The sequence below is a fragment of the Halalkalibacter urbisdiaboli genome (genome assembly GCF_002156385.1).
Taxonomy (GTDB): Bacteria; Bacillota; Bacilli; order Bacillales; family Bacillaceae_D; genus Halalkalibacter_A; species Halalkalibacter_A urbisdiaboli.
Window position 1 is genome coordinate 963,857 of sequence record NZ_MVJM01000001.1, and the last position, 24,134, is coordinate 987,990.

The window sequence follows — 24,134 nt, forward strand, 5'->3', positions numbered from 1 at the left end:
TTTTCCCTCCTTTTAGTGCGTTCCGGATACGTCCAAGCGAATGTTATTCTTTTCTTTTTTTATCGTTGAGGCATTGATTTTCTCTTGTAACTGTTCATAATATCGTTCTTCATCTATCGGCAGTTCTACCCAATCATCCAGCCATGTTGATAATTGCATCGCATTTGAGAGCATAAGACCATGTATCCCCTCTTCACCTGGAGCAATGAGCGGCGTATTCGAAATGATCGCATCCACAAAATTCTGCGTGATTCCGATATGACCTGTTTCTTTCCCCTCAACCGGTATCTCGCATTTCCAACATTCAGGTGAACCAAACCCACCTTTATACTCTTTGTTAAATTGTGATTCAGGCACACGAAGTCTCCAAAACGTTAACGTCCCATCCTCGACCACCACTTTTCCACGATCAGCTGCAATCTCTAGACGGTTCGTTCCAGGGGCTTCACCAGTCGTCGTTATAAATACGCCTGTTGCCCCATTTTCATATTCTGCATAGGCGGTCACATCATCTTCTACTTCAATGGCACGGTGCTTTCCAAAATAACAAAACGCTCTCATTCTCGTCGGCATCATCCCTGTTAACCATTGCCACAAATCAAGCTGATGCGGGCATTGATTAATAAGTACTCCTCCCCCTTCGCCTGACCATGTCGCACGCCAGTTAGCGGAATCATAATAGCTTTGAGAGCGGTACCAATTGGTGATAATCCAATTAATCCGGCGAATGTCACCGAGTTCACCAGTTTCAATGAGGTCTCGGAGCTTTTGATAAAGTGGATTTGTTCGTTGGTTGTACATCATTGAGAAGGTTTTGCCACTCTTTTTGGCCGCTTCATTCATTTCTCGCACCTGTTTCGTATACACGCCCGCTGGCTTCTCGCATAGCACATGAAGGTCATACTCAAAAGCCTTGATTGCTAATCTCGGATGATCATAGTGAGGAGTTGCTATTAACACCGCATCCAGCAATCCCGATTGAAAAAATGGTTCTTCTTCGCTAAAAACCTCAACATCACCATAGGTGTCTTTAACCGAAACTGCTCTTTCTTCATTGCGCTCCAATACAGCCGTTAATTTAGCACCCTTGACCACATTGTCGTATAAATACCTTATATGAGCACTTCCCATAGAACCAGCACCAATGACACCAATACGAACTTCCTTCATTCGCCTCACTTCTTTCTACAACGTATTTATTTCTACCTTCATTTTATTAAAAATTTTGAATGAGTGCTTTGTTCATATTTATCAAACACGCACGCCATTTATACGTGGTTGGTGTCTTCTTGAACGCTCCGTTTTACTTGTAAAAAAAGGTCAGAGGATTATCATGAGTTCCTCTGACGACAAGAGGGCACTGAAAAAATGATGTGACCCCCTAAAGTTAGAGTTTTATATTAAGCTGCTAATTGGCTGGTATGAATACGGTATTGAACCGGATTCATGCCTGCCAATTTTTGCTTTATGCGTTTGTTATTATAATAATTGATATAGTCTTCAATTCTCTTTTTTAATTTCTCAAATGAGCAGAGTGCCTCACCATAATACATTTCTTGTTTTAATAATCCGAAAAAGCTTTCCATAGGTGAATTGTCTAAGCAATTTCCTTTTCGTGACATACTCTGGAACACCTTATGTTTCTTTAGAGTTTTTACCCATTTTTTATGTTGATAATGCCAGCCTTGATCAGAATGAACAGTCGTTCTATACCTTGAATCTTTTACTATTTCTAAAGCTTCCTCAAGAGGTTTAAGAGCCAATTCTAAGGTTGGACGCATATTTATCTCATAAGAAAGAATTTCGCCATTAAACAAGTCCATAATTGGATTTAGGTACAGTTTTACACCATCTGAGCACTTGAATTCTGTGATATCTGTTGTTAATTTCTGATGACACACACTTGTGTGAAACCGACGATTGATAAGGTTCTTGGCAACAGTTCCAATTGTTCCTTTGTAAGAACTATATTTTCGTGACTTTCTACTAAATTTCTTGCATTTAAGCCCAAGTTTATTCATGATGCGTTGAACCTTCTTGTGATTCACTTTGAGCCCATCTTGTTTTAACTCCAAACAGATACGACGATACCCATAATTCCCATTATGTTCCTCAAACTTGGATTGGATGCATTCCTCGAGTTTCTGATTCGGATTCTCCTTCTTGATCTCTTTTATATGATAATGGTAGGAGGAATCAGGAATTCCGACTCTTTGTAGAACATCTTTTAGTTTGAACTTTTCTTTGAGTTCGAATGATAACGCTGCTTGTGCTTTTCGAGATAGCCCTCCGGATCCATCTGAAAAGCTCGCAACTTTTTTAAGTATTCTACCTCTAAACGTAGGAGCTCGTTCTCTCTTTCAAGCTTTTGTTCATACGTCATTTCTTTTTCTGTACGTTGTTTTTTTATATTTTTAGCTTTATCAGACATGGGTAGTCTTCCTTTCGTTCTATCCAGGGCTTCAGCACCATCTTCCAAAAAAACTTTCTTCCATGCACCTATCATCGAAGGGGTGGACAATCCAAAGTAAATAGCGGTATCCATCTCTGAAGATCCTGTTCTTTTCATAAAGCTTAATACATCGAGTTTGAATTGGACAGAAAAAGTTTCCCTCTTACTCTTTTTCATCAAACCTGTCGTCCCAAATTTATCGTAAACTTTCACCCATTTTTTTATGGCAGTGCTGTCATTCATACCGTGTTTTTTTGCCAACCTGTCAAACGATAAATGTCCTTTTTGATACTCATGTACTATCATTAATTTAAATTGGTCACTATATTTAGCCATAAAAAACACACCCCAAAGTCAGATTGTTAACTCTAACTTTTGGGGTGCAGTTCAAAAGGGGGCTTTTCCCTTTTTTCAGTGCCCTTTAAGTAATGCGCGGAGCCGTTGCCCGGTTTTGAAAAGCCTAGCTATGAGTGGTTTTCTCATAGCTAGGCGCGCAACGAGTGAAGCCATTACTGCTTCCTCGAAATGCTTTCAAAGGGTTTTTCAGTGCCCTCGACCACAAGTGTGTTATTAAATGACCTGAATAACCTCGTACGCCTTTCCTTTTTTCGTCTCAAATTCATAAACAGAGTCACCTAAAGATTTAACATGAATAGGATTCTCTTCACATATAACCGAAATCTCATCATGAATCCTTACCGTACATTGGTTGCCATTCATTGAGATAATTTTTGCACGCTTTAACGTATTCTCCTCCCACTCAATATCGACTTCAAACCCACCTCTGGCTCGCAAGCCTTTCACCTGGCCCGCTGACCACGCTTTAGGCAAAGCTGGAAGAAGATGTAGCTCATTCATATGACTTTGTAAAAGCAGTTCTGCCATCCCTGCCGTTCCTCCGAAGTTTCCGTCAATTTGGAAAGGCGGATGGTTATCGAATAAGTTTGGTAACGTCGAGGATGTTAGCAACCCGAGAATGTTTTCATAAGCTAAATCGCCTTCTGAGAGTCTCGCCCACATATTAATAATCCACGCACGGCTCCAGCCCGTATGTCCGCCACCATGTTTCAATCTTCGTTCGATCGTAACCTTCGCCGCATACGCAAGCTCTGGTGTATGTTTTGGCGCAATTTGATTACTAGGGTGCAAGGCAAACAGCTGAGAAATATGGCGATGACCAGGCTCTGCCTCTTCATAATCCTCCCACCACTCTTGAATTTGCCCATGTTTGCCGATTCTAGGCGTAGGTAGCTTCTCTCTTAATTCAAGCAACTCTTGACTGAACTCCTTATCTTTTTGCAAGATGTCACTAGCCTCAATACAACTACTGAAAAGCGCATAGATAATCTGACTATCCATAGATGGCCCCTCACATAACGTTCCCTTTTCTCCATTTGGTAAAATGTACGTGTTTTCTGGAGACACGGATGGAGACGTTACGAGGAGACCTTCTTTGTTTTCAATTAAAAAATCTACGAAAAACAAGGCTGCTTCTTTCAACGTTTTATAGGCTCTTTCCAAAAAGGCAACATCCTCGGTATATTGGTAATGCTCCCACAGATGCAAGCTTAACCAAGCTGCCCCTAATGGCCAAATTGTCGCAGGCATGTATATATCTTGAGGTGCCGTGTCCGCCCAAATATCGGTATTATGATGAGCTGTAAACCCTCTGCATCCGTACATCTCTTTTGCCGTCTTACGTCCAGGCTCTACCATTCTCTCAATATGTTCAAGCAATGGTTCATGACATTCAGAAAGGTTGGTTACTTCCGCCGGCCAATAGTTCATTTGCGCATTGATATTAATCGTATATTTACTATCCCAAGGTGGAAGCATATGGTCGTTCCAAATCCCTTGCAAGTTAGCTGGTAATGAACCTGGCCGACTTGATGAGATGAGCAAATAGCGTCCAAACTGAAAATATGTGCTTACCAAATCTAAATCCTCTTCACCTTTTTTCACTAACTCTAAGCGTTCATCCGTTGCGAGAGCATTTTTATCATTTGATGGAGAAAGCTTAAACGAAACACGGTTAAATAATGATTGATAATCATCTAGATGGATTTGACGTAAAGCATTGTACGATTGATTTGCTGCCTCTTCAACTTTTAGAATGCATTCTTCTTTTGGGTTCTCATATCGGAACGATGTAGAAGCTGATAGGAGAATCGTTACCGCATCAGCATTTTCAACGAGTAACCGATTCCCAATTGTCGTTACTGTTCCATTTTCAGAAATGGCTTGAACAACACTGCAAAATGTAATCCCATCTCTTCCACCGGTTTCACCTTGCATCAGTAATTGATTAGAAGATATCGCCTTCATATCGTCATAATTTCGCATTTTAGTACGGTCCAAAATAAGTTTGAATGAAATCGCATTCTTTTTAGATGCTGTTAATCTCATCACCATAACTTGATTCGGAAAACTCGCGAAAAGTTCCCGCTCATAAGTAACACCGTTTATATCATAAAAAACACGCGATACACCTTCGTCTAGGTTAAGTTCACGCTGGTAGTTCAATACCTCTCCCTCATGGTTAGCAAATGTCATAAGCAAATCGCCAAGTGGCTCATAATGTCGTTGAGCACCAGGAACACCAGTAAATGCTAGTTCAGCTAAAGCCTCTGCTTCTTTTAACCGTCCTTCTACTAGCAATTGTCGGACTTTTTGAAGGTTTTTTAGCGCATCTGGATTATTCCGATCCCTTGGTCCACCATACCAAACTGAATCCTCATTCAGTTGGATTCGCTCCTTTTCAATGCCCCCGAAAATCATTCCACCTAAGCGCCCGTTCCCAATTGGTAACGCCTCATTCCATTCTTGAGCTGGCTTTTTATAAAATAATGTAGACATATAATCATTCCTCCTTTTTTATCTATGAAAATTCAACAATCGCCTTAATGACATTTGATTCTGGAAGAAGCCATTTATCAAACTGCTCAGTCAAATCATCAAAATGACACCGATGAGAAATGTATTTATTAATATTTAGATAGTTAGAGGATAATAAGGACAATACATAATCAAAATCTTCCCTTGTCGCGTTTCGACTCCCCATCAATATCATTTCCTTTTTGTGAAAATCTGGATCGAAAAACTGAATATCACTTTTAACTAGACCGACATAGACAAGCTTGCCACTATGTGAGACATAGTGAAACGCCTGCGTCATTGATTGCACATTCCCTGTCGCATCAAAAACAACCGATGGCATATCACCATTTGTCAACGCTTCTACCTTCTCTACCGGGCTATTCAACGCCTGCACGGTATGTTCAACCTTTGCCCACTCTTTACAAAATTTCAGTCTATCTTCATTTACATCCATGGCGATGACCTTTGCTCCCTGCTCTTTTGCAAATGCCATCACTCCAAGGCCAATCGGTCCCGCACCAATAACTAGAACGGTGTCGCCTTTTCTTAATTGGGCCCGTCTTACAGCGTGTGCACCAATTGCTAACGGCTCAACCATCGCTGCCTGATCCAATGAGACACCTTCTGTCTTTATTACATTGGTTAAAGGAACTGTTATATACTCTCTCATTCCCCCGTCACGATGAACACCAATTACTTTCAAATCAGAGCAGCAATTTGTTTTTCCAGACCTACATGCAAAGCAAATACCACAAGCAACGTATGGAATAATCGTAACTTGGTCTCCACACTTTAACCCCGCATTATTGCCACTAACATCTTCAATGACACCTGCAAGTTCATGACCGAGGATGCGCGGATATGTAAAGAAAGGTTGAACCCCACGATACGCATGCAAATCAGTTCCACAAATCCCGACTCTTTTAATACGAACTAATGCCATCCCATCCTGTATACTCGGAAGGTTTTCCTCACGATACATAAACTCTTTTGGTTGGAGACAAACTAGACTTTTCATTAGCATTATTCACCTCAACTTGTCTTACCTCATTTTTATGCTTTCAAATCAAATCTTATAAAATATCTTTGCATTATCACCAAATAGGAGCTCTTCTTCCTGATCTGTCATTGTAGGTAACGCATGTGTTAGAGCACCCATCACATCATCATAACTTCCTGCTAGATTACAAACAGGCCAGTCGCTACCGAACATGACACGCTTTGAGCCAAAAGCGCGTAAGACAACCTGGATATACGGAATAAAATCCTCCTTCTTCCAGCTCTTATGGTCAGCTTCGGTAATCATCCCAGATAGTTTGCAATATATCGTTTCAAAGGTTGCAAGTTTTTGGATATGTTGTTTCCACGTATCGATTTCCTTTGCGGCGATCGCTGGTTTCCCAATATGGTCGATAACCCCTCTAAGAGACGGAATTTCTTCTAATAATTTGATAAGCACAGGAAGTTGATGATGCACGACCAACAAGTCAATAGGTACATCTTCCTCAGCAAAAAACGTCAGCGCATCAATATACGGCTTCGTTAAAACGACCGATGCATCCTCCATGTCCTGAATCATCAATCGGAATCCAATAAACTTAGGATGCTTGCGAAATGCTTCATACTGAGTCTTATAATGGGGGTCTTCAAGGTTAAGCCAACCAACCACACCCGCAATTGACTCATTAGACTCACTTAGTTGAAGAATATATTCCGTTTCTTCTATTGTAGGGGCCGCCTGGACTAGAATCGTTTGATGGATGTCATACTTATTTAAATAGGGTTGAAGATCAGAAGGAAGGAAATCTCGGTAAAGCGACGTGACTTCAGGTGTTATCCAACTATAATCTCCCCGTTTAATCTTCCAATAGTGTTGGTGGGCATCAATTCTCATCGAGTGAAAACCTCCTACATACATTTATTGTATTTAAGTTTTCATACAAAAAAAAATTGTTTCATTCAACTGATTTATAACTTATTTTGATAAAAAATATAACTTAGGAAATATTTCCGAAATGTATAAATTTAATGGCATGCCTCATTTTTATAGTACATAAGAAAAAGGGCAACTTCTTTCCAGGAGTCACCCCCTAAATTTTTATGCTTTTCTTGTTAAATTCTAGTAATCACAAAGGTCTTTTAATTAATTGTGCCTTTTTTTAATAATATGTTTGCATATAGAGCTTTCTCACCTGTAGCAACGATTGCATAAGCAGACTTTGCTCTCTCATAAAAAGCAAAACGCTCCATTTTCTCAAATCTAACATTCGTATTGCAAGCCTCTGCTACCGTGTTTTTATATACGTCCCAAATAGACGGAATAAAATCATCTCTTGCTTCTACCGCCATAAGTGCCACTGGTTCTTCAACATAGCTATCTAATGGAAACAGTGTTAAAATGTCGTTCAATAGCTCTGGTATACCATGCCCATCGCATCTAATTACCCGACTATTATGACTTGCTGCTGGGAAATTCCCATCAGCAAATACAATTTCATCACCATGCCCCATCTCCATTAGTACTTTTACTAACTCTGGTGACAAAAGCCTTGGTATTCCTTTCAACATGTTTATCAACTGCCTTTATTGTATTGTTGAACTTTTGATAGAAAACTGCTCATTTTTACTCATATAGAACCGCTTGAATTTTTTCATCGTTAATATTATTTTTATCATACCAATAAAATCCTGTATCAATTGACTCCTCCACTGGTTCACCACTTGCTGCTAATACCGCTGCTTTTACAGTTTCATACCCAATTCCAATCGGATTTTGCGTAACAGCCCCAGCCATAACTCCATTGTTTATGGCCTCTACTTGCAGGGATCCAGAATCAAAACCAATCACAGTAATATCTCCTGTTTTATTTAGTTCCTTAACTGCATTTATAATCCCTATAGCAGAACCTTCATTAGCACCGAAAAATCCTTTTAAGTCAGGGTAAGCTAGTAGGATTGTTTTTGCTAGGTCAGTAGATTTAAGATGGTCTCCTGCACCATATTGAATATCGACAATTTCAATATTAGGATGATTTTCCTCGATATATTCAACGAATCCATCCCGTCTGTGAACTCCTGTAATACTAGTTTGATCATGAACGATCAATGCGATTTGACCTTCACCATCTATTAATTCTGCCATTTTCGAAGCGGCTAGAGCGGCTGCTGCAATATTATCGGTCGCCGCAGTAGTTACAGGGATGGTACTATCTACTCCTGAGTCAAAAGCCACAATCGGGATGTTGTTTTCCTCCGCTTGTTCTAAAAAAGGAATCGATGCCTGGCTATCCAATGCGGCAAAACCAATCGCATCTGGTTTGTTATCTAATGCAGCTCTTAACATATCAATTTGTCTATCTACGTTAGATTCTGACTCAGGTCCCTCAAACGTAATTTCTGCTCCATATTCTTCTGCTGCTTGCTCTGCCCCTTCTCTTACCGCTTGCCAAAATTGGTGTTGGAATCCCTTTGAAACAATTGGAATAAACAATTTGTCTTCAGATTTCTCCCCATTGATTTCATTATTTGCCCCCTCTTCACTAGATCCACAAGCTGAAAGTGCTGTTACAACAACTAACAAAATCAAAAATATAGATAATTTCCTCATATTCATTCTCCTTTTTTTATGTTTATTTTTATAAATCCGAACATAGATTATTAAGCCTTTTGTCTTCGTAAATTATCAGCATAAACCGCTAAAATAATCACAAATCCAACAACGACGGTTTGCCATTCTTGTGGCACAGAAAGTATACGTAATCCATTTGTTAAAACACTCATAATCAGTGCTCCAATAACCGTTCCAATAATCGTACCTTTTCCTCCACTAAGAGAGGTCCCTCCTATTACAACTGCCGCAATTGCTTCCAATTCATACCCCATCCCTAAAGCGGGTTGTGCCGAATTTAATCGAGAAGCCATAATGACACCAGCTAACCCTGTAAAGACACCGGCTAATGTATAAATTTTAATCTTCCAACTGTTTACGTTTACACCTGATAATCGAGTCGCTTCCTCATTACTTCCTAAAGCAAATGTGTATCGCCCAACAATGGTTTTAGATAACAACAGTGCCCCTATTACAGCCATACTGAAAAAAATAAAGACTCCATTCGGTATGCCAGGAATCATTGTTCCTAATGCAATCTTTGAGAAGTTTGGTGTATTGGTAAAATAAATTGGCGAAGCTCCAGATACAACCAAAGCCATCCCTTTAGCAATCATCATCATTGCCAATGTAGCTATAAAAGGAGGAATATTCATTTTTGAAATAACCAAACCGCACAATAAACCACAGAAAGCACCAGTGCATATCCCAACTACGACCCCAATAATGAGTGGCAATCCAAGTGTCGTAATGAAAAGCGCAGTCATTACTGAAGAAAGTGTCATAACAGTGCCTACAGATAAATCAATTCCTCCAGTGATAATAACAAACGTTGCACCTAAAGCAAGGATTCCAATTACGGCGGTTGACAGTAAAATCCCCACAATGTTTGAAAATTGCAAAAAATTCGGAGATGCTAATGAGAAAATGGCTATTAGAAGAATCAAACTTGCAAATGCAAGTAGTTGTTGAATCGCACCTGATTTAATAGGAATAAATGATTTATTAGGTGTATTCATGGTTGTTTCTACTTTCATGTTTATTACCCCCAATCGTTATTTAACTTATACGTTCACGCTTTGTTGCGTACCTCATTATTAATTCCTGTGAAGCGCTTTCATGATTGAGTTCACCTGTTATTCTTCCTTCACACATAACCATGACTCTATGACTCATCCGAAGTATTTCAGGTAATTCTGATGAGATCATTATGATTGATTTTCCTTGCATTGCTAGTTCGTTTAAACGTTTATAGATTTCTCCTTTTGCCCCAACATCAATTCCACGAGTCGGTTCATCAAAAATTAATATCTCACAATCTCTATTTAACCATTTTGCCATAACGACCTTTTGCTGATTTCCTCCTGAAAGAAATTTTACTTCTTGATGAATGCTAGGAGTCTTTATGGATAACTTTTCAACAAGTTCTCTAGAAACCTTTGCAATCTTTGAATCTTTCGCCCAACCAAATGGATTCAAGAATTGATTAATAGAAGAAATGGCAATATTCGTTTTTACATCCATTTCAACCATTAATCCGTACCTTTTCCTATCTTCTGAAAGATACCCGATTCCATTTTTTACAGCATCATTTGGATTTTTGATATCAATTTTCTTTCCATTAACGATGATTTCTCCGAAGGTTATCGGATCTGCTCCAAAAATGGCACGTGCCACTTCGGTTCTACCGGCCCCCATAAGTCCAGCAAAACCAAGTATTTCTCCTTTTTTCAGTTCAAAATTAATATTTTTTAATACACTGCTATTTAGATTTTTCACCTTCAGTACAACTTCATTCGTACACGTATTTACAATTGGTTTTGTGTTATCATAGATTTCTCGTCCTACCATCATGGTAATAATTTGGTCTATTGCCACCTCCTTAGTGTTAACGGTATCAATATAGGTGCCATCCCTCATGATTGTTATGCGATCAGTGATACGCTTTAACTCTTCCATTCTGTGAGAGATATAAACGATCCCGACACCGTTTTTTCGGAGGCGATTGATAATATCAAATAATGTATCGATTTCACTATCTGTCAACGCGGCTGTTGGTTCATCCATGATTAAAACATTTGAATTAAAAGAAAGTGCTTTTGCAATCTCAACCATTTGTTGTTTTGCAACCGTCAACTCAGAAATCAACGCTCTAGGGTCTAAATTGAGTTGTAACTCATCAAATAATTTCTGGGTTCGAATGTTCAATTCATGTTCATCTAAAAAGAATTTGATTTTACTACGAGGCTCACGACCAATAAAAATATTTTGGGCAATTGTAAGATCGGGCATCAGATTAAGCTCCTGGTGAATCATACTTATTCCTAATTCTTGAGCTTTTTTCGCATCAGTGATATTGACTTTCTTACCTTGATACGTAATAGTTCCTTCATCTTTCTGATAGATTCCGGTTAGGATTTTCATTAATGTAGATTTACCAGCGCCGTTTTCTCCTAATACTGCGTGAACCTCACCAGCACATAATTCAAAATCTACATTAGACAATGCTTGAACACCGGGAAAACCTTTTGATATCCCTTCCATCTTCAGTAGTACGGTACTCATTGTTTCCCTCCTTTTCAATTTAGAAAAATAAACAATAACATACCCTGAGGAAACCACTTTCGTTTTGTTTTGGACTGCCACCTTCAAATAGAAAGTGGCATGATCTACACATAGCTTAAAAAAGGTCGGATAAACCTAGTTTTATTTCTCTACAACAAAACGGTTTGTTAAAGCCCCTAGTTTTTCAATTTCAACAGTAACCTCATCACCAGGTTGAATATATATTTGTTCAGCTTCAGGGTATCCTAAGACGACACCTTCAGGGGTACCGGTGAGAATGATGTCTCCTGGGGTTAGTGTCATATGCTTAGAGATATAACTGATGATCTCATCGACATAAAAAATCATATCTGATGTATTAGAGTTTTGACGAACATCCCCATTTACATAGGTTTTTAAGTTGAGGTCATTCGGATTCCCTACCTCATCAGCAGTCACTAAATATGGACCGACTGGACTAAAATCATCGCATGTTTTTCCTAATAACCATTGTGGTGTTTTCATTTGTAAATCACGTGCTGATAAATCATTACATGTCGTATAGCCAAATACATAATTTAAGGCCTCTTCTTTGCTTACATTCTTTGCTTTTTTCCCAATCACGACGCCTAATTCTACTTCATAATCTAACTTTTCTGTGACGTTTGGTACCGCGATGTCGCAGTTATGCCCAGTTAATGTATTATTGAATTTATTAAATAGGATTGGTACTTCAGGGTAAGGTGCATTTGTTTCATCGGCATGCTTACGATAGTTCAACCCGACACAAATAATTTTATTTGGTTCTGTTACACTTGGACCCCACTGAATAGCTTCTTCATTCAGCAAATAGGAAGCATCATTTGCAAGTGTGGTTATGTATGCTTCGATTGCTGAAACTGCAACTTCTCCTCCCTTAATAGCATCCATGACATTTGTCGGGATATCCGGGTTCGGTGATACCGTCAAGGCTGCTTGAATATCAATGATTCCTTTCTCTGTTCTCACTCCTAACGTTTGATTTCCTTTTTTCAAAAATGTTACTAGTTTCATTGTTCAGTCCTCCTCTAGTTTGATTACGCATTTTTTCCAAACACAACTCCACCATCAATATAAAGTGGTGAGCCCATCATGAATGTCGATTCATCCGATGCAAGGAAGAGAGCAGCGTAAGCTACATCTTCGGGTTTCCCAAGATCTCCACTTAATTGACGTGTCTTGATTTTTTCGATGGCTTCTTCCGGATTATTGTACGATGTTTTTAAATAGTTCTCCACAAACGGAGTAAAGATCGTACCAGGTAAAATCGCATTCACGCGAATATTATATGCTGCATAATCGACCTGCATTGATTTTGTTAAGGCTAAAATGGCTCCTTTTGTTGTTGAATACGAAGCGCGATTCGCAAGCCCCATTTCTGCAATACAAGAAGACATATTAATGATAGCTCCATTTTTCTGTTCCATCATATGCGGAAGCACGTATTTACTTGGTAGCATCACCCCATTGATGTTGACATTCATCGTTTTATCCCAAGCGTCCAACTCTATTTCATGAAGCTTTCCCACTCCGCTTATGCCCGCATTGTTAAACAAAACATCAATTCGTGAATATCTTTGAACCGCTTCAGTTACCATCGCTTTGACAGACTCTGAATCAGTCACATCGGCTTGAATAAAATGTGCTACCCCGTTTTGGGCACGAATGTCTTGTACGGTTTCCTCTCCACCCTTTTCGTCCAAATCATTCACAATCACTGTTCCGCCTTCTTTAGCAAAAAGGAGAGCCGTACTTTTGCCAATGCCAGATCCTGCACCGGTTATGAGAATAACTTTATCTTTTAACCTCATCTTTATCATTCCTCCCTCTTAATGTTCAAGATGATCCTCTGGTTGAGCAGCCTTCACGGTTAATCCCCCATCCACCATAAGCAAATGTCCGTTTATTTGCATTGCTTCATCCGATGCTAAAAAGACAACCGCGTCGCCAATTTGCTTAGCTGTGCCTAAACGCTTCATCGGATTCGCCTCTTTTTCCTTGCGTCTTATTTCAGGGTCAGCTAGAAAATCGGTACACATATCGGTATCAACTGTGCTAGGACCGACAGCGTTGACATTTATGTTATATGGCCCTAATTCTATCGCCATTCCTTTAGTCAGCATATGACCGGCTGCTTTCGATGATTGGTAATGTGGGATAACTGGACTTGTTACCATTAAACTAGCGGTAGACAACACATTTATTATTTTCCCGTATCGTTTTGGAATCATTTTTTTGGCAGCAAGCTGCGATGCTAGAAAGATAGATTTTACATTTGTATTATAGGTCCGATCCCATGTCTCCTCTGATACCTTCATAAATGGTTCAAATGGTGCAATTCCTGCATTATTTACTAAAATATTAACCTCGCCTAATTCTTCCTCAACTGTTTGCATCATTTTTTCTACTTCTGCTTTATTCCCAACATCGGCTTTAATAACAATCGCTCTTCTTCCTAATCTTTCAACTGCGAGTTTTACTTCCTCCGCTTGGGCTTCTGAACGCTCAGAGTGATAGTTAATCGCCACATCCGCTCCTTCTTCAGCTATCCTTAAAACGATGGCTTTACCAATCCCACGACTGCCACCTGTCACTAACGCTATCTTTTGTTGCAAGCGATTCATTTTTCATCACTCTCCTTATCTCATTTGCTTCTAAGAGATTTATAAGCTGATTCCAATGCGACTTATACTAAACTCTTGATGTCCTAAAATCTCTGCTTTCGTTTCTTTCCCTGATGCAACCTTGACTATTTCCGTGAAAATTCGTTCACCTGCTTGCTCGAGTGTCTCTTTGCCTTGAAGTATAGGACTCGTATCGACATCAATATTGTCCGCCATTTTTTTAGCTGCTAGTTCATTTCCTGTGATTTTGATAACCGGAACGATCGGGTTTCCAGTCGGCGTTCCGCGTCCAGTTGTAAAACAAACAATATGAACACCTGCAGCAGCCATGCCTGAGACACATTCGATGTCATTCCCTGGAGAGTCCATAAAGTAAAACCCTTTCCCTGGAATCCGGTCTGCATATTCGAAAACTCCTTGCAATGGGGCAGTCCCAGCTTTGCTAATGCATCCTAGTGATTTTTCCTCAATACTTGAGAGTCCACCCTCAATGTTCCCAGGGCTTGGGTTCCCACCACGCATATCGACACCCATTCGTTCAATTTCTTTCTCAAATCGCTCTATGGATGTGAAAAGCTTATTACTAACCTGTTCATTCACAGCTTTTTTTGCTAAAATGTGCTCTGCACCAATAATCTCCGTTGTCTCCCCCATAATAATGCTTCCACCTTTTTTAATAATCAGGTCAGACGTTCTTCCAAGAGCGGGATTGCTGCACAGACCAGATGTTGCATCTGACCCTCCACATTTCACCCCGATAGCTAATTCTGATAAAGAAATCTCCTCAACTTGTAAACTAGAAATTTGCTGATGGAGTTCATTTGCCACTTCAATCCCTTTTTTGATTGTATTGACTGAACCACCCTCATCTTGAATATCAATCCAAACGACTGGCTTTCCCGTTTCGGCGATTTCATCGCGAATTTGTTCTGCATTCATGACTTCACAGCCTAGACTTACTACGAGCACTGCTCCAACATTCGGGTTCTTTCCCATACCGACAAGTACTTTATGGGTCTGTTCCTTATCGTTGCCAACCTGACTACACCCATGCTGATGAGGAATCGCTACAGCTCCTGGTACTTGTTGTTGTATCCGGTTAACGACTTGATTGGCACAAACAACTGTTGGTAACAGTAATAAGTGATTACGAATTCCCACATTCCCGTCTGGTCGGCGGTATCCTCTAATCATTGTCATTTCTCTCACTCCCCTAGAACTTTATTGATCACCACGGCCTCGCACTCCACCGAGATTATGAATATGGACATGTTCTCCAGCTTGAATGGTCGTCGTTGCCACCCCAATTGACTCACCATATTTGAATATCGTCTCTGCTTTTTCAATTGTCCTCAGCGCAATCTTGTGTCCAAAGTCAACATCTTGCTTCACGATTAGCTTCTGTTCCCTACCATTCAACTCAAAACTGATGTGCTCATTTTCTTTTACATCCCGTAACAATGTGACAACATTATCCTTTTCACTCATGACAATACATGTAATACCTGAATTAAAAGTTTTTCTCACGAAATTAATTCCTCCTTTCCCTAAGCTAACATCAAGAAATCGCTTACATAAGAATGTTCATAATCTAAAAGCCTCATTCCTCAAGTGAAAGTCTATTCATTACTAACCTATGTTATTTTTATGTTACCGATAACATAAAAATAACAGAAACTTCTTTTTCTTGTCAATATAAACTATAATGGAGTTGTTGTAAGTTTAAGAAGGGACGTATTTTTATGGCAACCATTTATGATGTAGCAAAATTGGCTGAGGTATCTCCAATGACCGTCTCAAGAGTCATTAATCAAAAAGGCCCTATTAGTGAAGCAACAAAACTTAAAGTAGAACAAGCAATCGAAGCGTTAAACTATATACCTAACAAATCAGCACAAAGTTTAGTCTCCAAAAAAACTAAAATTCTTTCTCTTTTAATTACCGATATTAGCAACCCTTTTTTTACCAAGGTGGCCCGTGGTGCCGAAGACAAAGCACTTCAACTTGGTTACCAAGTGATATTTAGTAACAGTGATGAGGATATCGAAAAGGAATCAAAATACATCCAAATGCTGTTGGAATCAAGAGTTGATGGTGTATTAATGGCGCCTTCAGGCGACCAGTCACGTAAGAATGTGAAAAAATTAATTAAAAGTCAAATACCATTTGTCCTGCTTGACCGAGAAATTGATGGGGTGGACTCTGATATTGTTTTAGGGAACAGTTATGAAGGAACACGAAATTTAATCGACCACCTTGTTGAACAAGGACATAAAAAAATAGCACTTATTAATGGACCTACCTACATCTCAACTGCTAGAGAGCGAAAACGGGCTTACATCGAGACCTTACAATTTTACAACCTGCCCATTGATGAGGCCCTCATATTTGAAACTGATTATAAGCAACAAAGCGAAACGACAATTATTGATAAACTAATGGTACTTCCACCTGAGCAAAAACCTACAGCCATTTTTGCAGCCAATAATTTTATTGCTGTTACTATGATGAAAAAGCTTAAAGAACGGGGCGTAAATGTACCAAATGATATTGCGTTTGTTTGTTTTGATGATTTTGATCCGGTCATGGACTATCATCCTTTCTTTACTGTTGCTGCCCAACCTGCTTATGATTTTGGTTATTTAGGCACTCAAATCTTAATAGATAAAATTGAAGGGAATTCGAGTCAAACCAATAGAAGGATTGTATTGCCGCCTGAAATTGTGATTAGAGAATCATCGTTACGGCATAACAAAAACCCAAGCTAGTTTCCATTCAACTAGCTTGGGTTTTAATCATTAATTCTCCTTCACCGACACAATCTCTCAATGTGGAATGAAGGTGCGACTCCCTCATTTTTAAAAGATGTATGGAACGCTCCCGCAAACTTCTTAATATGCCTCTCTCTTTAAGTTAAAGCGACAACCTGTCTTCTAATTTTCTTGCAAGTTCATCGTTGGTTAAAGGTTCTCGGTGCGTATTCTCTAAGTAAATATATTTCTCTGTTTCCGGCATGACATACTCCTTATACCAAGCAAAGAAATGAGGACTATCGCCGTGCATACGAAGATATCTTCTTAAAGTTTCTAAGCTTTCTAGTGTCCATTCAACATTCGTCAGCCAATCAGCTCGGTAAAAATCCTTCCATTTTCCATGTTCAGATTTACGCAAAGCTTCAAAGCCCTTTTGATAATCCCAGATGGCCTGTGACGCTAAGACGAATGCTTCCGGGTATTTTTCTTGCCTTGCATACTCATATGATTGACATAATTTTATTAACCCTGCACACCCTGAATAATGCAATTCTATTTGAATAAAGAGCTGGTCTTCCAATCTCTGTTTATCATCCTCACTTAATTTCTCGAGCAACTGCGTACATTTCTCCCTAAGGGCCATCCATAACTCTAAGCTATTTTCACACTTGCTTTTGAACCATTGCATTTGCTGTCTAAAAGGAATTCGCCCTGTCGCCCAATTTAACTTATCAAGGTTTTCGGAATGCTTCCCTTGTATCCAATGACTTATCATTCGTCTTGCTGGGTGGTGATAAAATTGCTCACCTGCTCGATTATCAGCATGTTTCCCGTACTGAATCGTACAATGAAAGTATTGATTATAAACATCCACAATCTCGGTATGGTGTGATGCATAAAGTCTAGCCACAAATTGCTCGATATGTTCGCCAACATCAACCCGACCCTTGTTCCACATTTCACTTACAATATCTAAAGGATAGAGATGCATCCGTATATTTCCGGAGTTTAGTAATAGGTAATCGTCTCCCCCGGCTTCAAGTACCTTTTCTAATTCATCTACAAGTAAGGACGGTGATGCAGGAAACATTGTTAAATGGTTAGAAGCTTGTAAATCGTGGAAGGTGACATGGTAGTAAGTCCCTTGTTCCCCTTTCTCTTTTCCTTCTGGTAGCGAATTGATCCTAAAATCTTCGTTCCCATTTCTTCTCGACACCATTTTTCCATACCCATTGTCAGCCCAAACCTTTATTACACCCTCAGGAACTTCGATATTTCCGCTTTTATACAGCTCGGAAATTTCACCATATAATGCAACGCAGCATACGGGATTGTCTACGTATGTTTTTATCATTTCAAATTGTTTCTTAATCACATTAGAAATTAGTCGTCCACGCTTATGCGGTGTATCATATGAAGGATCCTGCTTCCAAAAAGGTTCATCCCCTTGCCCCCGGAACGATAAGACCCAAATGACTTTTTTATCTTTTTGTTTTTGGATAGCTTCTTCCCACAAGTCTTCATATAAGTCGCCATGACTAGCGTAACTCGCTTGTTTATCGGGATATGCACGTTTAAACATTTCAGCACCTAATGGTTCGGCATGATGATGCGTAATCCACAACCCCATTTCAGATGCTAAATCCCAATGGATGCCCTCCTTTGGTAAGTCCGTCCCTGGTATGACCATATTTCCTCCCGACCTAAGCAACGCTTCAAAAACGGGATACCATACCTCTTTCGTTGGAGGATATTCTCGTTTCCAACCAATTAAACAAACTTCATCATTCACAAACCAGCCCCTATATCGAACAGCCGGTCTCGGAGAATCAAAATCCTCGATAGGTATGTAAACGCTATCTTTCTTTTCTGCTTTTAGATCTGCCCAATACCAAAATGGATCAATGCCTAAATACGTTTTACTAATATGCAAAAGTCCGTACACCATTCCAAGGTCATCACTACCCTTTATCGTCATAACTGTTCTTTCATCATGCTTCGTAAACCTTATTGAAAAGGACTCCAACTTGTTTCCGAGCGAGCCTTCATCATAGCTAAGAAGGATCACATCACCAGTTTCATTTTCAGCATTTACTAGAGGTTTACTTTCAAAGACGTTTTCCATATCTCGAACAAACATATCTAACGCATATTGAATAGGCGTATTTAGTTGTTCTGGTACTTGTACAGTCGTATTTGCATTTAACGTAAAGAAATCCAATTTGACAACCTCCAAATAGTCATGAATGATTTTAAAATCTAAAGAAAGAAAAGACAAACTAGCATACTAGTATTCAAATGTACCTGTATACTATTACTCGTAAATGTTCAAAATGGCGTTTTGGTTGTGATTAATTTCAAATAAAGTTTGAGCTCTTATTAAACTGTGAAAAAGCCCTCCCCTCACCACACATTCAAAATAGCCAAGAAAACATGAAACAAATACCTAAATACAGGCAAAGAGGGGTATAAAGTCTCGTATCATACTTTGAGAAATTCGTATTTTTTACCTTCTTAAAGAAGCCATAATATTTAAAATCACCTATTGCTCTTAACAGAAAAATGATGGTAAGGATAGTACTAGACCATTTTGTAAAGGCATTTGATGCAAAAAAAGGAATCAAGTCATTCTGTGCTAACAATATAAATCCCACACCTACTAAGCCGACTGCGACAATGAGGGTTTCAATCCGCCTAGGAGTAAACGCTAAGTTCCCCTTTACTTTTTCAGGTAATGCTGCACGACCCCCCCATGTTCCGCCAATGACCCAATAAAAATGTAAAATGCTTATTAAACCTAATATGATAACGGATGAGTAAATGAAAAATAGTTGCACCTTAATACCTCCTGTTATATGATTCTTAATTTGAATCCTGCTCTATGCCTTCCCAAATAACTTCAAATTGATTTTCAAAAATAGTGACGATATCGTTACTACCATCTTCACTTATAGACCAACTAATTAAAGTATTAAAATAAATTCCAACTAGAACAGAAGCAATCGTTATTGAGTCATGTCGAGTACTTAACGTTTTATTTGTTATTGCTTCTTCAATCATTTCGGATAAAGTGTGTTTAAATAAGATAATGTTTTTTGATTCATCCTTTAATGCAGAGCGAATCGTCTCAGATAATGTAAGTTTTAAAAGGTCTGAATTTTCTAGGTAAACGGATAAAAGTGCTTTGAAGTTGAGCAAAAGCTTTTGTTTGATTTTTTCATTCTGATATTTTTGTATGTTCTCTTGTAGAAAATCATTTTGTGAATTGCCTAAATACAGTAAAACGTGTTCCTTCTTAGGAAAATAGTTGAAGAATGTCCCTTTGGCAATCCCACATGAGGATGCAATCTTCTCAACGGTCACATTGTCATATCCATACTCTTTAAACAATTCGATTGATTTTAGGAATATTTGTTTTTTTAGTTCCTTTTTTCTTTTTTCTCGTAACATAGACGTTTCCTCATCTCATAATATGACCATGGTCACTTATTGACTACGGTCATTTTACCATTATCCTCCTGTTTTGACAATGTACTTTTTCTAAAACGAGTTACTATTTTCTAGTTATTGTCCGAAATGTAATGGAAGCACCTAATTCTCCAACAAAAAAAGAGCCTTCTTCTTATTGAAGAACTGCTCCTATTCTAATCATATTCATTATAACTTTATTACTCTAAGTGGTAAGCGACCGCTCTTATTGAACATTCGCAGCCCGTTTGTTTAAGAAAAACTATTAAGAGGTAGCGGCCCTTACTAACCCGTACATTTCAGGGTAATTTCTTATTTGCTGTACCTCAGTAATCCGTTTTGGAAGAGGAGGGTGTGTGGATAGAACTTGGCTTAACCATAGGAAAAGGCCAGTTTCCTCCCGAGCAGCATTGATAAATTCCTCAATATTTACTTGAGTAAATAGTTTTTTACCGACTGCTAAAACCGTTAACGCATTGATTGCAGCAGTTGGGTTATTAATATACGACGTCGCCATCCGATCACAAGTAAACTCACAGGCTCTTGAATAAGCATCTCCTAAAAACGGAATCCATCTTGCTGGTAAAATCAGCAAATTCTTTGTCAGGTGCTTTCTTTGAATATGAGCCAATTCATGAGCAATCACAAAGTCTAATTCAGCATCATATCCTTCTTCGGCAAGCTCAACAATATCAGAATAAAGGACAATAAAATTTCTCCCGAAGAAGCGAGTAGCAAATGCATTAAGAATTCCATCTGACTGAATGATATAAATAGCGGGAATCTCTTTGACATTCATTTTGTCCGCGACCATTTTTGTTCGATTATAGATCAACGGAAATTGCTTCTCTGTCAGCTTGACCCCATTGCTTCTAATATGCCCAATGGACAAGCCATGGAGAAAAACACTAAAAACTAGTCCAATTAAAACGTAAAAAATCCCAATAATTGAAAGAATAAGTCCAATATATGTTAGTACACTAATCACGAGACAAAGAATATAGTATCCCTTTTCATTATCATGAATTAAACGGTGGTTCATCTGTTTACCCCTCCACACTAGCTGCTACTTCTTGGCTTCCAGTAGCTCTTATTGCTCTAACTTCACTAATGATCTGTCTTTCTACCTCTGTATTCTTCTTCTGAAGCATCTTGTTAATTAGAAAAATATCAATTAACGCCCAAATTCCGAGTCCACCTATTGTTAGAGTCATCGCAATGCCTGTTCCAATTTTACCCAAGTAATAACGATGGCCACCCGCTGTACCTAAAAAGAACCAAAGCAGCCAGGTTGTAGTGGTAGATTTTTTTCGCTTATCCATTTCGGATGCCAATAATTGAAGTTCTTGAGACGTTAATTCCTTCTTTGAAACCAAGTTTTCCATTTTTCTTCCCCCTAATAATTAAAAATAATTAAAAAAGACTATCTCTAAGAATAGAGATAGTCAAGAATCACCATGTAAATATATCTAAATACGAATGGCAACCCGACTATCATAGCTCTACACATAGAACCTTAGATTCGTAGCTTTGCGTCCCTATGTTTCCATAGGTTTGCCTTTACATATATAAGCATATGAGTATAGTAGCATATTAGAATAACGAAAAGAATGGGACTATATGACTAATATATGGTTATTTCATCCTTATACTAGAGAAGAATGGAAAGTGAATATGAACATCATCTGAATTTAAAAGTAGAATCCTCCTCTTATTTGTCCTAAAAAAATAAAAAATAACCTCTGACGGACATCATACCTAGAGAGGTTGCTTTTAAACAAACTTGGTTTCAAATGAGCAATTTTTAGTCTATTTCCATTTGTAGCCTTGTAAAAAAGTTGAGTATAATGGATTTTACAGTACAGCCGGAATTTTCTATTACAGAGTTTCATCTTTTGTGCTACTTGTACTTATTGTACTATCCTGCTCCTTTACTTCAATAAGCCAGAGCATCCTTATTCAAGGATCACCCGTTAGTTCGATAAGGTTTGTACAGTGAGTTATTTACATTTCCCATTTTAATTGTCGACCTCCAATTATATGATAATGCATATGGTAAACCTCTTGTTGACCATGTTTTCCAGTATTAGTAATTACTCTAAAACCATCATTACTTACACCCAAAATTTCTGCAACTTCTTTTAATCCTTGGTGAATTTTATATATGATTTTTTCATCATCTTCTTTTATGTCCATGATGTTTTCAATATGTTTTTTAGGTATTACTAACGCATGAACTGGAGCACTAAAATGCAATCCGTAAAAGGCAATAACATCTTCATCTTCAAATATGATTTCTGCTGGAGCTTCTCTATTAACAATCTTACAAAAAATACAATTCATCTTTGTATTCCTCCACAATATTAAACGTTCTATAAACCTTTTTCTTTGATTAACCTGCCAGCTTGTTCAATAAAAAAAACAGCATCCTTTGTTGAAAGAACGCTCCAGTTAGTAGAACAAGTCAATATTAAGATAGTGACTTGCTAAATTTAGTCAATTTTTATTTCGTATTCCATTCCACGGGCTGTATTTGATGTTACTTCTTTTCCAAGAAGACGATTTACAATATGAAAAGACATATTTATTCCCGCCGAAACCCCCGCTGAAGTCACAATATTACCTTGATCAACGAATTTTACATTTCTTTGAAGTGTCACCTTTGGAAACTCGTTTTCAAATCTATCATAGGTAAACCAATGTGTAGTCGCCGTTTTGCCGTCAAGCAATCCAGCTTTGGCTAGTAAAAATGCACCCGTGCAAACCGAAGTCATTATATTAACATTAGTCATTTGATTAGCTATCCATTCTATAACTCGTCTATTGTGTATTTGTGTTTCTCTTGCTCCAGGTCCACCTGGAACCACAATAATATCAAAAGAAGGTGCGTTATCAAAGCTGTATTCTGGTTGAACTTTCAATCCGTTTCTAGCATATATCATTTCTCCAGTTTCTGAAATAGTACTTACAATGAATGCTCTAGTTGTAAAGTCTTCATATGTAGTAACGGAAAAAACTTCAAAAGGTCCTGCAAAATCGAGCACTTCAATCTCGTCAAACAGTAAAATCCCAACAGTCCATTGTTTCTTAATCGACATATTATCCTCACCCCTTAAAATAATAAAAAGCATTTGGATTTTTCCAAATGCTTTGCCCAGGCGTACGGCTATATAAGTATGTATTCCCTCGTGGTAATCCACGTTACGCCAGTTATACATACCAAATAATGTTATTATTATTTCTGTAATTTCTCATTGATTTGTTTTAAATGATGTGAATCGTGCTTAATGAATATTTTTATAAAACTTTCTCCAGAGAATTTTCTTTTTCCACCACCAATAGTAAACCTAACATCTTTCCCAACTCTTGAAATTCTTTCATTAAGTTCTTTTCGAGTGATTATAAAACTCTCAATGAGAGACTCAGCTGAATACTCTTTAATAAAAGACATAGCCTCTTCATTATGTTGGTCATGGTCTGGGAACTTTGGTAAATCAACACCATCAGCCATATATGGTATCATCTTTTCAAGATTGAATTTATCCCAATAGTATAGATGCCCCACAATTTGTATGATTGACCATTTTCCTTCTTTAATAGGTTCGCATAGTCTTTCTTCAGATATTTCTTTTAAATCCACAATACTATCAATCATTTTTTCAAATTGACTTAATGTTTTATTCAATTGAATACCACCCTTCAAAAATTAATAGAGTATTCAACTTCAATTATACATTAAATTCCAAGAAACATTTGTTCTTATTTGTTTA

At 38.3% G+C, this 24,134-nt stretch carries 24 protein-coding genes and 2 riboswitches; of the genes, 1 reads left to right on the top strand and 23 read right to left on the bottom strand.

Translation table 11 applies throughout. The features are described 5' to 3' along the window. Window positions 1-12 precede the first annotated feature (12 nt). The 15 genes from B1R93_RS04790 to B1R93_RS04860 form a co-directional block, all read right to left on the bottom strand. Complete coding sequence (locus B1R93_RS04790) at window positions 13-1,170, bottom strand: Gfo/Idh/MocA family protein (RefSeq protein ID WP_088102817.1); 1,158 nt, start codon at window positions 1,168-1,170, stop codon at window positions 13-15. Between the two features lie 230 nt (window positions 1,171-1,400). After that, a complete protein-coding gene (locus B1R93_RS04795) occupies window positions 1,401-2,327 on the bottom strand; it encodes an IS3 family transposase (protein ID WP_133058600.1) in 927 nt (308 codons plus the stop codon). Next, window positions 2,228-2,788, bottom strand: a complete 561-nt coding sequence (locus tag B1R93_RS04800) for a helix-turn-helix domain-containing protein (RefSeq protein WP_088102778.1) — start codon at window positions 2,786-2,788, stop codon at window positions 2,228-2,230. Before B1R93_RS04800 ends, B1R93_RS04795 begins: the two co-directional genes overlap by 100 nt. A 234-nt stretch (window positions 2,789-3,022) precedes the next feature. Beyond that, window positions 3,023-5,308, bottom strand: coding sequence for a glycoside hydrolase family 95 protein (locus tag B1R93_RS04805; protein WP_088102818.1), 2,286 nt, complete (start codon window positions 5,306-5,308; stop codon window positions 3,023-3,025). 22 nt (window positions 5,309-5,330) lie between these two features. Then, the gene (locus tag B1R93_RS04810; protein WP_088102819.1) at window positions 5,331-6,347 is read right to left on the bottom strand and encodes a zinc-binding alcohol dehydrogenase family protein; all 1,017 of its coding nucleotides are present in this window, start codon (window positions 6,345-6,347) and stop codon (window positions 5,331-5,333) included. 48 nt (window positions 6,348-6,395) lie between these two features. After that, on the bottom strand, window positions 6,396-7,223 hold the full coding sequence (locus tag B1R93_RS04815; RefSeq protein WP_088102820.1) for an amidohydrolase family protein: 828 nt from the start codon (window positions 7,221-7,223) through the stop codon (window positions 6,396-6,398). Between the two features lie 245 nt (window positions 7,224-7,468). Further along, a complete protein-coding gene (fucU, locus tag B1R93_RS04820; protein ID WP_088102821.1) occupies window positions 7,469-7,897 on the bottom strand; it encodes an L-fucose mutarotase in 429 nt (142 codons plus the stop codon). A 55-nt stretch (window positions 7,898-7,952) separates the two neighbouring features. Beyond that, entirely contained in the window at window positions 7,953-8,936 is a 984-nt protein-coding gene (locus B1R93_RS04825) for an ABC transporter substrate-binding protein (RefSeq protein WP_088102822.1), read from the bottom strand. Window positions 8,937-8,986: 50 nt separating this feature from the next. Further along, complete coding sequence (locus B1R93_RS04830; RefSeq protein WP_207634117.1) at window positions 8,987-9,973, bottom strand: ABC transporter permease; 987 nt, start codon at window positions 9,971-9,973, stop codon at window positions 8,987-8,989. 22 nt (window positions 9,974-9,995) lie between these two features. After that, complete coding sequence (locus B1R93_RS04835) at window positions 9,996-11,501, bottom strand: sugar ABC transporter ATP-binding protein (RefSeq protein WP_088102823.1); 1,506 nt, start codon at window positions 11,499-11,501, stop codon at window positions 9,996-9,998. Between the two features lie 141 nt (window positions 11,502-11,642). Beyond that, complete coding sequence (locus B1R93_RS04840; RefSeq protein WP_088102824.1) at window positions 11,643-12,533, bottom strand: fumarylacetoacetate hydrolase family protein; 891 nt, start codon at window positions 12,531-12,533, stop codon at window positions 11,643-11,645. Window positions 12,534-12,556: 23 nt separating this feature from the next. Continuing rightward, complete coding sequence (locus B1R93_RS04845; RefSeq protein ID WP_088102825.1) at window positions 12,557-13,330, bottom strand: SDR family NAD(P)-dependent oxidoreductase; 774 nt, start codon at window positions 13,328-13,330, stop codon at window positions 12,557-12,559. 18 nt (window positions 13,331-13,348) lie between these two features. Then, window positions 13,349-14,143, bottom strand: a complete 795-nt coding sequence (locus tag B1R93_RS04850) for an SDR family NAD(P)-dependent oxidoreductase (RefSeq protein ID WP_088102826.1) — start codon at window positions 14,141-14,143, stop codon at window positions 13,349-13,351. Window positions 14,144-14,182: 39 nt separating this feature from the next. Further along, window positions 14,183-15,343, bottom strand: a complete 1,161-nt coding sequence (locus B1R93_RS04855; RefSeq protein ID WP_088102827.1) for a UxaA family hydrolase — start codon at window positions 15,341-15,343, stop codon at window positions 14,183-14,185. Window positions 15,344-15,364: 21 nt separating this feature from the next. Further along, window positions 15,365-15,670, bottom strand: coding sequence for a UxaA family hydrolase (locus B1R93_RS04860; protein ID WP_245308190.1), 306 nt, complete (start codon window positions 15,668-15,670; stop codon window positions 15,365-15,367). Window positions 15,671-15,885: 215 nt separating this feature from the next. Between B1R93_RS04860 and B1R93_RS04865 the strand changes: the two genes are divergently transcribed. Then, a complete protein-coding gene (locus B1R93_RS04865; protein WP_088102828.1) occupies window positions 15,886-16,911 on the top strand; it encodes a LacI family DNA-binding transcriptional regulator in 1,026 nt (341 codons plus the stop codon). A gap of 145 nt (window positions 16,912-17,056) precedes the next feature. Here B1R93_RS04865 and B1R93_RS04870 read toward each other — a convergent pair whose 3' ends face one another. From B1R93_RS04870 to B1R93_RS04905, 8 genes are all read right to left on the bottom strand, one after another. Continuing rightward, the gene (locus tag B1R93_RS04870) at window positions 17,057-19,117 is read right to left on the bottom strand and encodes a glycosyl hydrolase 115 family protein (RefSeq protein WP_245308191.1); all 2,061 of its coding nucleotides are present in this window, start codon (window positions 19,115-19,117) and stop codon (window positions 17,057-17,059) included. Window positions 19,118-19,310: 193 nt separating this feature from the next. Beyond that, entirely contained in the window at window positions 19,311-19,733 is a 423-nt protein-coding gene (locus tag B1R93_RS04875; RefSeq protein ID WP_088102829.1) for a DUF3995 domain-containing protein, read from the bottom strand. Window positions 19,734-19,758: 25 nt separating this feature from the next. Then, complete coding sequence (locus B1R93_RS04880; protein ID WP_088102830.1) at window positions 19,759-20,346, bottom strand: TetR/AcrR family transcriptional regulator; 588 nt, start codon at window positions 20,344-20,346, stop codon at window positions 19,759-19,761. Between the two features lie 283 nt (window positions 20,347-20,629). Beyond that, on the bottom strand, window positions 20,630-21,406 hold the full coding sequence (locus B1R93_RS04885; protein ID WP_088102831.1) for a M48 family metallopeptidase: 777 nt from the start codon (window positions 21,404-21,406) through the stop codon (window positions 20,630-20,632). A 4-nt stretch (window positions 21,407-21,410) separates the two neighbouring features. Beyond that, the gene (locus tag B1R93_RS04890) at window positions 21,411-21,749 is read right to left on the bottom strand and encodes a TM2 domain-containing protein (protein ID WP_088102832.1); all 339 of its coding nucleotides are present in this window, start codon (window positions 21,747-21,749) and stop codon (window positions 21,411-21,413) included. 93 nt (window positions 21,750-21,842) lie between these two features. Then, window positions 21,843-21,933: riboswitch (cyclic di-GMP riboswitch) on the bottom strand. A 435-nt stretch (window positions 21,934-22,368) separates the two neighbouring features. Further along, window positions 22,369-22,707 carry an HIT domain-containing protein gene (locus tag B1R93_RS04895; protein ID WP_088102833.1) on the bottom strand — a complete coding sequence of 113 codons (339 nt, stop codon included), beginning with the start codon at window positions 22,705-22,707 and terminating at the stop codon, window positions 22,369-22,371. Window positions 22,708-22,856: 149 nt separating this feature from the next. Beyond that, the gene (locus B1R93_RS04900; RefSeq protein ID WP_088102834.1) at window positions 22,857-23,462 is read right to left on the bottom strand and encodes a DJ-1/PfpI family protein; all 606 of its coding nucleotides are present in this window, start codon (window positions 23,460-23,462) and stop codon (window positions 22,857-22,859) included. Between the two features lie 47 nt (window positions 23,463-23,509). Continuing rightward, window positions 23,510-23,588: riboswitch (ZMP/ZTP riboswitch) on the bottom strand. Window positions 23,589-23,599: 11 nt separating this feature from the next. Then, a complete protein-coding gene (locus B1R93_RS04905; RefSeq protein WP_088102835.1) occupies window positions 23,600-24,049 on the bottom strand; it encodes a DinB family protein in 450 nt (149 codons plus the stop codon). Window positions 24,050-24,134: the final 85 nt, after the last annotated feature.